We start from the raw sequence: 12,289 nt of genomic DNA, 5'->3' as shown, positions 1-12,289 counted from the left end.
AGGGGTCACGCGGGGAGAAGCCCCACGCCGCGCCAAACAAAAAAAGCCCTCCCCGTTTCCGGGAAGGGCTTGGTCATTGGCGCAGGCAGCGCGGCTTACGCCGCCTTCGTGTCTGCGATCCATTGGTCGACCTTGCGGGTGAGCAAGTCGAGCGGCAGGGCGCCGCCGCCGAGGATCGTGTCGTGGAAGGCGCGGATGTCGAACTTGTCGCCAAGCTCGGCTTCGGCCTTCGCGCGCAGCTGCTGGATGTGGATCATGCCGATCTTGTAGGCCGTCGCCTGGCCCGGCATCACGACGTAACGCTGCACTTCGGAACGGGCCTGCGCCTCGGTGATGGCGGAATTGTCGAGGAAGAATTGCACGGCCTGCTCTTCCGTCCAGCCTTTCGAATGGAGGCCCGTGTCCACCACGAGACGGATGGCGCGCCAGATTTCGGATCCGAGACGGCCGAAGTCCGAGTACGGATCAACATAGGTACCTGGCATTTCCTTGGCGAGTTTCTCCGAGTAGAGACCCCAGCCTTCTGAATAGGCTGTGAAGCCGGCCTGCGTGCGGAACTTCGGCACGCTGGTCAGCTCCTGCGCGATCGCGATCTGCATGTGGTGGCCCGGCAGGCCCTCATGATACGCGATCACTTCAAGCTCGCCCTTCGGCATCGCCTTCATGTCCGAGAGGTGGGCATAGTATATGCCGGGGCGCGAGCCGTCCGGTGTGCCAGGAAAATAATGCTGGGCAGCGCCCGGCTGTTCGCGGAAGGCTTCGACGCGCTTCACGACAAGGTCAGCCTTCGGCAGGATGCCGAAATACTGCGGCAGCACGGCCTTGATCTTATCGATCGCCGCGGTTGCATCGGCGATATAGGCCTCACGGCCTTCATCCGTATCGGGATAATAGTGCTGCTCGTTGTCCTTGTCGTCGCGAATGCTGGTGAAGAACTCCTGCAGGGTGCCGGTGAACCCGACGGAGGTCTTGATCGCTTCCATTTCGCCATGGATCCGGTCGACTTCCGACAGGCCCAGCTGGTGGATCTCGTCGGCGGTCATGCCCGTCGTCGTCATCTGCGTGAGCATGTAGTTGTAATAGGCTTCGCCGTTCGGCTGCAGGTTCGCACCCTGCGGACCAGCCGCATCGGGCGAGTTCGCCATGTCGGCGGTCGCGAAGGCCAGGAGGTCGTTGTAGAAGGTCAGGAACGGCCCCTTGAGGGCCGCTTCAGCTTCCGCTGTCAGCGTTGCGGCCGCTTCCGGCGTCATCTTGCCGCCATCGACCAGTTTCTGCACGTCGGCCTTGAAGTCAGCGAAGATCGCGGAGTCCGGACCAGCCGTGAACGGAGCACCGGTGATGATCTTCTTCGACTGGTCGATCACGCCTTCGTAGGCAAACTTCGGCGCGTGCACGCCCTTGGCTGCATTGTCTTTGGCAATCGCGAGCGCGTCCTGCAGGGCCGCGGCGGCAGCGGTAATACGCTTCACATAGGCCTGGGCGTCGGCTTCCTCGTCGACCTGATGGAACTGCATCAGGAAAGTCGGCGCAAAGCTCTGCACGCCGTTCATCTGGTCGAATACGAAGCCGTTGTTGCGATAGGCGACACCGGCGGCGGCGCGGTCATACTGGTAGACCCAGAGGTCGTAGGAATCCTTGTCGCTCGGCGACAGGCTGTCATACGGGAACGTCGCTTTCAGCTCTTCAGTCGCTGCCTTCTGCCAGGCCAGCTGCTCATCGGCGCAGGCGAAGGTGAAGCAGTCGATCTGGTCATTCTTGTCCTTGCGGCCCTGAAAGGTCAGACCAATCGGGCTGAACTGGAGCTGTTCCTCATACTTGGCATCGAACCAGGCATTGAGTTTCGCGCTCTGCTCAGCCTGTGCAGCGGCAATCGCGGCGGGGTCGGCGGCAGGGGTCGTCGGCGCGCAGGCGCCCAGCGCAATAATGATGGCAAAAGCCGAGACGGCGGTACGGATCATCGGGGGGTCTCCTGAAAACGGACTTTCCGTTTAACGATAAACTCCCGTACGCCCCACCGCCGCCTGCGTCAACGCCCGGAGCGGCCCGAATTGGCAATTTGGGATTCCGCCGCTAAGCAAAACCATGACCGAGAAGAAATCTGCCTCCGCCCCGCGTACCGTCCGCCTCGGCACTCGCGGCTCCCCCCTCGCTCTGGCGCAGGCCCACCAGATCGCCGCCAGCCTGAAACAGGCTTCCGCCGGTGCATTGGAAGCAGAGATCGTCACGTTCACAACCACCGGCGACAAGCTGACTTCCGAACGCCTCGTCAATTCCGGCGGCAAGGGCCTGTTCACCCGCGAGCTTGACGAATCGCTCTCTGAAGGCAGCCTCGACCTCGCCGTCCACAGCCTGAAGGACGTCCCTTCCCTGCTCCCGCCCGGCCAGGTCTTCGCCGCCTTCCCGGAGCGCGAGGATCCGCGCGACGGTTTCGTCTCGCGCACCGCCAAGTCACTGCGAGACCTGCCGCAAGGCGCCCGCCTCGGCACAGCTTCCCTTCGCCGCGAAGCGCAGGCCCTCGCCTTGCGCCCGGACCTTCAGGTCATCACTTTCCGCGGTAATGTGCAGACGCGCCTTCGCAAGCTCGAGGAAGGCCAGGCCGACGCCACCTTCCTCGCCATGGCCGGCCTCAGCCGCCTCGGCTATGCAGACCTCGCGGCGCCCATTCCCGTCACCGACATGCTGCCCGCCGCCGCCCAAGGCATCATTGGCGTCGTCATCCGCGACGATGCAGGCGATGACCTGCGCGCCGCCCTCGCTAAAATCAACGTCACGAAGAGCGAAGCCGCCGCAACCGCCGAGCGCGCCTTCCTCACCATGCTCGACGGCAGCTGCCGCACCCCGATCGCCGCGCATCTCTTCGACGAGGGCGACACCTGGCGCCTCACCGGCGAAGTGCTGAGCCCCGCCGGCGACCGGCGCTGGGCCGCCACCGGCACGGCGCCGAAAGCTGCCTCGATGGCGCAGCTCGCCCAGCTTGGCCGCGATGTTGCCTCCGAAATCCGCGCCGGCGCGAAGGGCAACCTGCCCGTCTTCGGGGACGAGCGGTGAACCTTGCCGTCATCGTCACGCGGACGCTGCCCGGCGCCCGTGACACAGCGGAGGCGCTGCGTTCGCTCGGTTGCACACCGATCCTCTCACCCATGCTGCGTATCGTCGAAACCGGCTTCGATCCGGGCCTCGCCGAAGGTATCGCGCACATCGTCTTCACCAGCGCCAACGGCGTCCATGCCGTCGCGGCCGCGAAAGTCCCCTCCGACGTCCACGTCTGGTGCGTCGGCCCTTCGACCGCCGAAGCGGCCCGCGTGGGCGGCTACACTCACGTCATTGAAGGCGACGGCAACGCAGACGACCTCGCCCGCCTGATTGTCGCCTCCGGCATTGATGGCCCGCTGCTGCACGTCGCCAACGAAGCTGCCGCCGGAAACCTCGTCGCCCTGCTGCGTGCCGCCGGGCGAGATGCCCGCTTCTGCGCCCCGTATCGCACCGAAGCAGAGGAAAGCCTCAGCTCGGAGGCCCTCACCGCTCTTTTGGGCGCCTCTCCGGTAATCCTGCTGTTGCACTCGGCCAAGGCCGCCGGCGCGGTGGCCGCCGGCTCACCCGATCTTTCCCGCGCCGCCACGGTCGCCATTTCGGACGCGGCCCTCGCCCCTCTGAAAGGCGCGGCCGGGCGCGGCGAATGGGTCGCCGCACGGCCAAACGACACCGCCCTGATGCTGGCCGTTGCCAGCGCCGCCGCCACCTTGGTCGGCTGATCCCGGCGCTTTGCCCTTGAATCGCCGCTGTGCCAAACTCTTTTGAAACCTGAAGCTGCTCATATAGGCACCATGACCAATGACCCTTTCAGCGACGCGGACCCTGTAAACGGTCCGATAGACGCCCAGTTCGAACCGGCCCCCGCCAGTTCGGACAAGGCTGCGCGTCCTGCGCCCGGCTGGCTGGCGCTCGCAGGGGCCAGCGCCGCCGCCGCGCTGATCGGCGCCGTGGCCGGCATCTTCGGCGCGGACCTCGTTCGCCCCTCGGGCAACGAAGACCTCGCCCGCCTCGAAGGACAAGTCGCCCAGGTGATAGCGGTGCAGGCCGCCATCGACGAGAAACTCTCCCAGCCCGCCGCCGCTTCTGCCGAACTCGCGGGTCTGATCCGCGAACTCGATGTTGTCTCCCGGCGTCTCGACCAGGCCATCGCCGCTGGCGGCGATCCGGCTGCACTCACCGATCTCAACGAGCGCCTCGACGCACTTGAAGACCGCGCTCCGCGTGCAGATGTCCGTGCCCTGACGGATCGCCTTGCCAGTCTCGAAGCCTCCGCCGAAGCGGCCGCCGCAAAGTCCAGCGCCGCGATCGAATCCAGCGGCAACCGCGCCGAGGCCGCCCTCGCCCTCTCCGCCATCGAAGCGGCCACCCGCCGGGGCACCGGTTTCGAATCCGACTACCGCGCCTTGCGCAAGGCGTTGCCACAGAACGAAACAATCAAACGGCTTTCGCCGTATGTCTCGGGCGCTACAGCGTTGACGAGTCTGCAGGCTGAATTCCCGAAAGTGCGCGCCGCCGTCCTCGCCGCCGCCACACCGGAAAACAAATCTTCGCGCCTCTCCTGGCTCGACCGCACTTTTGGCGACGCCGTCAGCGTCCGCCCTGTGAATGGTAAGCACAGCGAGACCACCAAGGCGCTCGACGCTGCCGCCGCTGCGCTCACTGCCGGCGATCTCGCCGGCAGTGTGAAAGCCCTGTCAGGGCTCGACGCCGCCGCATCCCGTGCGGCGAGCGACTGGACCCAGCGCGCAAACCGTCGCATCACGCTCGAAATAGCGCTCGAGGACGTCCGCCTCAGCCTTGTGGAAGAGGGGAACTGACGGACATGAGCCGGTTTTTCCTCTTCTTCATCGTCATCGTCCTGGTGATGGCCGGCGCGGCCCTCTCCTGGTGGGCCTTCAGCCTGCCGGGCGAAGTGACCTTCCCGGTCGGACAGGAAATCGTGGCCGTCAGGTCCGGTGTTGCCGCCATTTTCGTCGCCCTCCTTGGCGGCCTAATCGCACTTGTCTGGTGGCTCGCCACCGGCATTCTCGTCCTGCCCGGCCGCATTTCCAAAGCCCGCCGCCTCGCCCGCACCCGCAAGGCCAACGCGGCCCTCGCCGAAGGCCTTCTGGCGGCAGAAGGCGGCGACTCAAAAGCCGCGCTTAAACTTGCTCGCCGCGCCATGCGTCATGCCGAGGACGAACGCCTGAAACTCCTCCTCGAAGCCCGCGCCGCCGAAGCCAACGATGACTGGGCCGGCGCCGAACGGGCCTGGGGCCTGCTGACGCGCCTGCCCGGCGGGCAGCTCGCCGGCCTTCGCGGCGCCGCCACCGCCGCGTCCGAACGCGGCGACCAGCTGACCGCTGAAAGCCGCGCCCGCGAGGCCCTCGCCCTCAAGTCCGATGCCGACTGGCCGTTCAACTCCCTGTTCGACCTGCAGGTATCCAAGGGTGACTGGGACAAGGCACTCGAAACCCTTAACCAGGGCGAAAAGCGCGCGCAGGTCGAGGCGCTCAACGCCAAGCGCCGCCGCGCCGTACTGCACACGGCAAAGGCAGTCGGTCTTCCGCATACGGAGAAACTCGCCGCCCAGAAGGCGCTCGGCGAAGCCATCCGATCAGCGCCCGATTTCCCGCCGGCCGCCTATCACGGCGCCCGTTTCCTGATGACCGATGGCAAGGTCAAAGCCGCGCAAGGTGTTCTCGAGCTCGGCTGGAAGGCCCGGCCCCACCCGGCGCTCGCGCAGCTTTCGCGCCGACTGATCCCGCAGGATTCCAGGTTCAACATCGCGGCCCGCCTCAAGGGTCTCGCCGATTCCAATCCGAACCACCGCGAAAGCCGCATCCTCAGTGCCGAAGTGGCGATGGACTCCGCCGACTGGGTGGGCGGCATCCGCATCCTTGCCCTCCTCGTGGAGGAGAACCCGACCGCGCGTCTCTGCCTCCTCATGGAGCGTGCCCTGAAAGGCTATGGCGACCCGGTCGAAGCCCAGCGGTGGGGCCGGATGGCCGCCTCGGCTTCGCGCGAGGCTGACTGGTCGGATATCGACCCGAAGGGCAGCGCCTTCGACTATGACCGTGCTGCCTGGAGCCGCCTCGTCTACGCCTTCGGTGATGTCGGCGACCTCGTGCACCCGCGCTACGAAACCTATGGCCGCGAACTCGAAGCCGGCCGCGTCCTTGCTTTGCCGCTGGCCGACGAAGGACCGGTCATGCCGAAAGCCCCGCAAGGCCCGCTGACCCAGCCCCTGGACTACGCCCCGGACGAGGATTGAAGCCCTTCCCAAGCGCGGCAAAACTGGCCTTGCGCCCCCCATCCCCTGCCAGTATATGCGGGCTCTGCCGGAACGGCATGCCGCTTTAGCTCAGCTGGTAGAGCACCGCATTCGTAATGCGGGGGTCAGGTGTTCAAGTCACCTAAGCGGCACCATTCCCCCTCCTTGTCTCTTTCCTGATACGCCCGCCGCACTAGCTGAGGCGGCATCATGGTTGCAGTTGTATTCGGAAGTTCGGGCGGGATCGGGCGGGCGCTGGCGGAGGATGTTGTCGCATCTGGCCGGTATAAGACGGTGTTCGCCATCTCGCGCAGTGGCGTAGCGGTCAACGGCGCCATCAACCTTACTGCCGAGTTCACTGACGCATCGGAATTAGCCGTCGTGGCGGACGAGATCCGAAAGGCCGGACCGGTAACTCTCTGCCTCGTGGCGAGCGGGTTTCTGTCGGGCGCGGACCTGCAACCGGAGAAGACCTACAGGGCGATGACGCTCGAAGCGTTCCAGCGCGTGTTCGCGGCCAATACGTTTGGACCGGCGCTGATCGCGGCGCAGATGCTGCCGCTGATGCCGAAGGCGGAGCGCAGCGTGTTTGCGGCGCTGTCGGCGCGGGTCGGCTCAATTTCCGACAACCGGCTGGGCGGCTGGCATGCCTACCGCGCCTCCAAGGCAGCGCTGAACATGCTGATCCGAAACTTCGCACTGGAACAGGCGCGGCGGGCGCCCGGCAACATCTGCGTGGGGCTTCATCCGGGCACGGTCGATACGGGACTGTCTCGGACCTTTCAGGGCGGTGTGGCGGACGGCAAACTGTTCATGCCCGCGCAAGCAGCGGGCTACCTGCTGGACGTGGTGGACCGTCTGACGCCGGAGGATTCCGGCAAGTGCTTCGACTGGACCGGCAAGGAAGTGCCCGCCTAAAGCGTGAAGCGGCCTTCAATGACCGTGACGGCCGAGCCGGTCAGCTTGCAGCGATCGCCCTCCAGTTTCACCCCGACATGGGCGCCGCGGCCGGGATAGGCCTGGAAGCAGCGCGCTTCGGACTTGCCGAAATGCTCGGCGAGGATGCGAGCAAGCATCGTGTGCCAGCTGCCTGTTGCGGGGTCTTCGTCGATGCCGGAGCCGGGTGCAAAGAAGCGGGAGGTGGCGTCTATGCGGTCTTCGCCGCCGAGGGCGAAGCAGCCGAAATTTCCGCGGTCCCATCCGCCGCCGTCAGCGCCGAGAGATTTGAGGGCGCGCTGGTCGGGGCTGAGCCCACGCACGACTGCCGGCGTTTCGAAGCGCGCGGCGTAGAACATACCGCCCCATGCCTCGACCGGGCGGGCGCCGAGCGCGGCGGCGATTTCATCCGTAACCGGAACAGGCCGGATGGGGGCAGACGGGAAATCCATCTCCAGCTGCCCGCCCGGCAAGCGGCGCACGAGGAGACGACCGGACTTCACCGTGTCGAAGGCGATGGTCTCGTCCTTGAAGCCGCCATGCGCGAAAAGGACATGCGCCGAGGCGAGGGTCGCGTGGCCGCAGAGCGGCACTTCCACAGCCGGCGTGAACCAGCGCAGTTTCCAGACGCCCTCCCCTGCGGGCACAATGTAAGCGGTTTCGGCAACGTTGTTCTCTGCGGCGATAGCAAGGAGCGTTTCGTCCGGCAGGAAGGCCTCCAGCGGCATCACGCAGGCCTGGTTTCCCTCGAAGGCCTTCGAGGCGAAAGCGTCGACCTGGTAGAAGGGATAGCTGGGCATCGCGGAAACTCCGTCCTGGGGCGGCTGTAATCGCACGGGCGCGGCGCAGCGCGCAAACGAGGATTTCTGATGGGATGTTGAGGAAGGCTGCAGGCAGCCGGTGCGGCCGCAGGGGTTTGGGCCGGTGCGGCGGTTTTCTCCAGGTGTGATTGTTTCTCAACTCTCCCGCTTGCGGGAAATGGGGGCTTCAAGGGCTGGGAAGGATGGTGGCGCGTAGTTTCCCGGGGGGCGTGTATAGAACGAAGATGGACGGGACGCACCGGCGATTTAGATCCGCATCCGGAGTAACTGGCGCAGGGCTGCGCGCCGATATAGCTGAGCGTGTCGCGCCTCCGGCGGCTGACGAACTATCCAAATGATACGCTGCGCCGGTAGCGGGCGCGCAACCCGTTCTTCAGCGCAGCGAGCTGCCCGAAGATAGCCGGCCAGAGCAGCCGGCGCACGCGGGTGGGCCCCGATCCAGGACGGCGAGGCAACCAGGTCACGGGCGGGAGATGACGGCAGGCGCGGATGCAGCCCGAATCGGAAGCTCTCGGATTCTGCGGCGGGGGGGGCCGGCCGGGCGGCGCAGCAGGGATGATCCGGAGGCGGAGAGGCTTGTATTATTTGGCTTTCGGATCCCGGTCTTCGCCTTGGGCGAAACCGGGATGACGCCAAACCTTTCCCGGGAAATGAGGGCGAAGGGGCTCTGGAGGTCGGCACAGGCCCCGCCTTCCGCGGCGAAGTACGCCTGAGAGGCGATATGAGATCGGGCAAGCCTGCACAACCGTCAGGCATGGACGTGTCCGGAGAGGGATATTCAACGGCCGATGAAAGTGTGTCCCTTGCCATGCTGCGGCTGCGAGGTAATTGTTGCAACGCAGCATGAACCTTGGCCGCACTGGGAAGGCCACATCGCCCGAGGGGGGCGGTGTCCCTGGAGACGGCAGTTGAGGCGACCTCGTGCTGCGGGAGGAGTTTCCGGTCCGGCCATCATGGGCGGGCCCCTAACTCTGAAGGACTGATCCATGTTCAAATTCACCACACCGGCTGTTGCAGCCATTGTTCTCCTGTCGCCCGCCGCGCTTGCGGAAGACGGCAAGATGGTCACCCTGACGCATGATTATGACGCCGCACTGGTGTCGAGCGATGCCGGCGCGGGTGCGCTGCTGGCAGAGCTGGAGTGGGCGGCCAAGCGCGTCTGTACGTCGCGCGTTCCAGGCGCCGGCGGGCAGTATCTTGATACCGCGTGCGCCGACTCGCTGGTGCTGGCCGCCGTCAAGCAGATCCACGAAGCGCACACTGCCGCTGGCCTCGATGTCGCCCCAACGTTCGAGCGCATTGCCTTGACGCAGCTCGCCTCGGCGGACTGATCCCATCCTCCCGGAACAACGCCTGGCCACGTTTCCTCCCGGTCATTGGCGTTGGAGGGGCCATCCCCGGCCAGGGATGGCCCCTCGCTTCGGGCTGCGACTTCGGATTGATTTCAGTTGACGTTGCGTAAGATTGACGTAGCGTCAATTCCGGAGCTGCGAGTCATGTGGCCCGCGCCCATCAGGGGCTGGAGGAAACAGATGAGATTGACGTTGAACGAGGCGCCCCCTCGCCTGTCGATGGCTTTGCTGTTGGCGGCGCCGCTGGTCTATGCGCTTTTCCTGACGGCCAGCTGGCTGATCAAGGTGGAAGAAGTTGTGTTGGCGGAGCGGGAAACGCGGCCGCTGACCAGGATCACACCCACTTCGCCGGAAGTGGTCATCCGACCCGAGGACAACCTGAAGCCACAGATTCTGGCAGAGAAGCCTCCCCCGCCACCCCGGCCCGTTGTGACCACAACCGGCACTACGCCCGGGTTCATCTTTGCGCCCCCTTCCGAGGATCTTGCACCTTCGACATTCCGGCCCCTTCCGGCGTCTGTCTCCCCGGTCGCCGGGCGCAACATCCAGGTGGTGCGCGCGCCGGCGCCTTCGATGCCTGCGATCGCGGTGACGCGCGGGATATCCGGCAGCTGCGATGTTCTGTTCGATGTCGATAGGCGGGGGCGGCCGTTCAACCTGACCGCTCAGTGCACGGACGAGATCTTCCGCGCCGAGGCGATCCGCGCGGTGAGCAAGGCGGAGTTCCTGCCGAAGGTGAGCCAGAACGGCATTGCCGTGGAACAGTACGGCGCGATCTATCCGATCGCGTTCGAGGTCAGGTGAGCCCCACACACCGGGCTGGTCGTCTCCGCAAAGGCGAGGAACGGGACAAGCGCATCCGGCAGGTCGCGGCCCCCGCCTTCGCGGGGGCGAGCGGACCTAAGCGTCGGCGCTGGCTTTCGACTGGCGCTTGCGCACGTTCGGGTCGAGGTGGACCTTCCGCAGGCGGATCGACTTCGGGGTGACTTCAACGAGTTCGTCTTCCGCGATATAGGCCAGCGATTTTTCCAGCGTCATCTGCAGCGGCGTGGTGAGGCGGACGGCTTCATCTGTGCCCGAGGCGCGCATGTTGGTGAGCTTCTTGCCCTTGAGCACGTTCACTTCGAGGTCGTTGTCGCGGTTATGCTCGCCGACGATCATGCCGCCGTAAACCTTGGTACCCGGATGGATCATCATCGGGCCGCGGTCTTCGAGGTTCCAAAGCGCAAAGGCTACCGCCTCGCCCTGCTCCATAGCGATCAGCACACCGGTATGGCGGCCCTGGATTTTGCCCTTGTGGGGCGCGTATTGGTGGAAGATGCGGTTCATGATGGCGGTGCCGCGCGTGTCGGACAGGAGTTCGCCCTGATAGCCGATCAGGCCGCGCGTCGGCGCGTGGAACAGGAGGCGCGTGCGGCCAACGCCCGAGGGGCGCATGTCCAGCATCTCGGCTTTGCGCTCGGCCATTTTCTGCACGACGATACCGGAGTGTTCATCATCGACGTCGATGGTCACTTCCTCGATCGGCTCAAGCTTCTCGCCGGTGGGGCTGGTCTGCATGACGACCTGCGGGCGGGCGACGCCCAGTTCATAGCCTTCGCGGCGCATGGTTTCGATCAGCACCGCGAGCTGCAGTTCGCCGCGGCCGGAGACGGTGAAGGCCTCGGCATCGGTGGCACGCTCGACTTTCAGTGCGACGTTGCCTTCGGCCTCTTTCTCAAGGCGGGCCCAGATCATCCGGCTCGTGACTTTGGTGCCTTCGGTGCCGGCGAGCGGCGAGTCGTTGACGCGGAAGGTCATCGAGATGGTCGGCGGGTCGATCGGGCGCGCTTCAAGCGGCACGGTGACCGACAGATCGCAGAATGTATCGGCAACGTTCGCCTTGGTCATGCCGGCAATGGAGACGATGTCGCCCGCCTGGCCTTCATCGACCGGCACGCGCTCAAGGCCGCGGAAGGCGAGGACTTTCGAGACCCGTCCCTGCTCCACCAGCGTGCCATCGCGCGAGAGGACCTTGATAGACTGGTTCGGCTTCACGGTGCCGGAGAGGATCCGGCCGGTAAGAATGCGGCCGAGGAAGGGATCGGCGGAGATCGTGGTGGCGAGGAAGCGGAACGGGCCTTCCTCGACGCGGGGGACCGGGACGTGGTCGACGACAAGCTGGAACAGTTCGTCCATGTTGGCAGTCGGTGTTTCATACTGTTTCGACATCCAGCCATTCTTGGCCGAGCCATAGAGGATCGGGAAATCAAGCTGCTCATCGGTGGCGTCGAGGTTGGCGAAGAGGTCGAAACACTCGTTCACCACTTCGTCCGGTCGGCGCTCCGGCTTGTCGATCTTGTTGACGGCGACGATGGGCTTCAGGCCCACTTTCAGCGCTTTGGAGACCACGAACTTGGTCTGCGGCATCGGGCCTTCCGAGGAGTCGACCAGAACGATGGCGCCGTCCACCATGTCAAGGATACGCTCCACCTCGCCGCCGAAGTCGGCGTGGCCGGGGGTGTCGACGATGTTGATGCGGTAGCCGTTCCATTCGACCGAGGTGGTCTTGGCGAGGATCGTGATGCCGCGCTCGCGCTCAAGATCGTTGGAGTCCATCATCCGCTCGGCGGTCTTCTCGTTCAGGCGGAAGGTGCCGGACTGTTTGAGCAGTTCGTCAACCAGCGTGGTCTTGCCGTGGTCAACGTGGGCGATGATGGCGATGTTGCGCATCTTTTCGATCGGGGTCGTCATAGGGCGGGCTTTCCGGCGGGCGGCGTTCGGGAGGGGAACGGCTAGTTTTCGGGTGGATTTGGGCGCCCCGTAGCAGAGACGAAGCCGTTTGACCATGCCGGCGGGGCAGGCTTCTTCGCAGGTGCGATGCGCTTGACGCGGGCGCCCGGCGCGGCCAGCAA

General features: G+C 65.4%; 10 protein-coding genes and 1 tRNA gene. 8 read left to right on the top strand and 3 right to left on the bottom strand.

Annotated features, from left to right (window positions below):
* Nucleotides 1–95 precede the first annotated feature (95 nt).
* Nucleotides 96–1,958 (bottom strand): DUF885 family protein, encoded by a 1,863-nt coding sequence (locus tag Q0C17_RS11305; protein WP_291206033.1) that lies wholly within the window; start codon nucleotides 1,956–1,958, stop codon nucleotides 96–98.
* 124 nt (nucleotides 1,959–2,082) lie between these two features.
* On the opposite strand from Q0C17_RS11305, the gene hemC reads away from it, so the two are divergent.
* From hemC to Q0C17_RS11275, 6 genes are all read left to right on the top strand, one after another.
* Nucleotides 2,083–3,048 carry a hydroxymethylbilane synthase gene (hemC, locus tag Q0C17_RS11300; RefSeq protein WP_291206030.1) on the top strand — a complete coding sequence of 322 codons (966 nt, stop codon included), beginning with the start codon at nucleotides 2,083–2,085 and terminating at the stop codon, nucleotides 3,046–3,048.
* Complete coding sequence (locus Q0C17_RS11295; protein ID WP_291206027.1) at nucleotides 3,045–3,752, top strand: uroporphyrinogen-III synthase; 708 nt, start codon at nucleotides 3,045–3,047, stop codon at nucleotides 3,750–3,752. The genes hemC and Q0C17_RS11295 overlap by 4 nt, the downstream gene beginning before the upstream one ends.
* Before the next feature lie 72 nt (nucleotides 3,753–3,824).
* The gene (locus tag Q0C17_RS11290) at nucleotides 3,825–4,850 is read left to right on the top strand and encodes a hypothetical protein (protein ID WP_291206025.1); all 1,026 of its coding nucleotides are present in this window, start codon (nucleotides 3,825–3,827) and stop codon (nucleotides 4,848–4,850) included.
* A gap of 5 nt (nucleotides 4,851–4,855) precedes the next feature.
* Nucleotides 4,856–6,286, top strand: a complete 1,431-nt coding sequence (locus Q0C17_RS11285) for a heme biosynthesis HemY N-terminal domain-containing protein (RefSeq protein ID WP_291206022.1) — start codon at nucleotides 4,856–4,858, stop codon at nucleotides 6,284–6,286.
* Nucleotides 6,287–6,365: 79 nt separating this feature from the next.
* Nucleotides 6,366–6,441 (top strand) — tRNA-Thr (locus Q0C17_RS11280).
* A 55-nt stretch (nucleotides 6,442–6,496) separates the two neighbouring features.
* Nucleotides 6,497–7,204, top strand: coding sequence for an SDR family NAD(P)-dependent oxidoreductase (locus Q0C17_RS11275; RefSeq protein WP_291206019.1), 708 nt, complete (start codon nucleotides 6,497–6,499; stop codon nucleotides 7,202–7,204).
* Here Q0C17_RS11275 and Q0C17_RS11270 read toward each other — a convergent pair.
* A complete protein-coding gene (locus Q0C17_RS11270) occupies nucleotides 7,201–8,022 on the bottom strand; it encodes a PhzF family phenazine biosynthesis protein (protein ID WP_291206016.1) in 822 nt (273 codons plus the stop codon). The two genes, Q0C17_RS11275 and Q0C17_RS11270, sit on opposite strands and share 4 nt — an antisense overlap.
* Before the next feature lie 1,007 nt (nucleotides 8,023–9,029).
* On the opposite strand from Q0C17_RS11270, the gene Q0C17_RS11265 reads away from it, so the two are divergent.
* Together Q0C17_RS11265 and Q0C17_RS11260 are read left to right on the top strand one after the other, a co-directional pair.
* Complete coding sequence (locus Q0C17_RS11265; RefSeq protein WP_291206013.1) at nucleotides 9,030–9,374, top strand: UrcA family protein; 345 nt, start codon at nucleotides 9,030–9,032, stop codon at nucleotides 9,372–9,374.
* Between the two features lie 201 nt (nucleotides 9,375–9,575).
* A complete protein-coding gene (locus Q0C17_RS11260) occupies nucleotides 9,576–10,199 on the top strand; it encodes an energy transducer TonB (RefSeq protein WP_291206010.1) in 624 nt (207 codons plus the stop codon).
* A 96-nt stretch (nucleotides 10,200–10,295) separates the two neighbouring features.
* Here the strand turns inward: Q0C17_RS11260 and typA are convergent, their stop codons facing one another.
* Nucleotides 10,296–12,128 carry a translational GTPase TypA gene (gene typA / locus Q0C17_RS11255; RefSeq protein ID WP_291206007.1) on the bottom strand — a complete coding sequence of 611 codons (1,833 nt, stop codon included), beginning with the start codon at nucleotides 12,126–12,128 and terminating at the stop codon, nucleotides 10,296–10,298.
* Nucleotides 12,129–12,289: the final 161 nt, after the last annotated feature.

The organism is Hyphomonas sp. (assembly GCF_022844445.1).
In the GTDB taxonomy this organism is placed as follows: domain Bacteria; phylum Pseudomonadota; class Alphaproteobacteria; order Caulobacterales; family Hyphomonadaceae; genus Hyphomonas.
Note: the sequence above shows the minus strand (reverse complement) of the source record. Positions and strands in the feature narration are given on the sequence as shown.

Excerpts from the sequence above, each read along its gene's own strand:
- Q0C17_RS11260 (WP_291206010.1), top strand. The coding sequence starts at position 9,576 with ATGAGATTGACGTTGAACGAGGCGCCCCCTCGCCTGTCGATGGCTTTG.
- Q0C17_RS11290 (WP_291206025.1), top strand. The coding sequence starts at position 3,825 with ATGACCAATGACCCTTTCAGCGACGCGGACCCTGTAAACGGTCCGATA.
- Q0C17_RS11305 (WP_291206033.1), bottom strand. The coding sequence starts at position 1,958 with ATGATCCGTACCGCCGTCTCGGCTTTTGCCATCATTATTGCGCTGGGC.
- Q0C17_RS11275 (WP_291206019.1), top strand. The coding sequence starts at position 6,497 with ATGGTTGCAGTTGTATTCGGAAGTTCGGGCGGGATCGGGCGGGCGCTG.
- Q0C17_RS11270 (WP_291206016.1), bottom strand. The coding sequence starts at position 8,022 with ATGCCCAGCTATCCCTTCTACCAGGTCGACGCTTTCGCCTCGAAGGCC.
- Q0C17_RS11285 (WP_291206022.1), top strand. The coding sequence starts at position 4,856 with ATGAGCCGGTTTTTCCTCTTCTTCATCGTCATCGTCCTGGTGATGGCC.
- hemC (WP_291206030.1), top strand. The coding sequence starts at position 2,083 with ATGACCGAGAAGAAATCTGCCTCCGCCCCGCGTACCGTCCGCCTCGGC.
- Q0C17_RS11265 (WP_291206013.1), top strand. The coding sequence starts at position 9,030 with ATGTTCAAATTCACCACACCGGCTGTTGCAGCCATTGTTCTCCTGTCG.
- typA (WP_291206007.1), bottom strand. The coding sequence starts at position 12,128 with ATGACGACCCCGATCGAAAAGATGCGCAACATCGCCATCATCGCCCAC.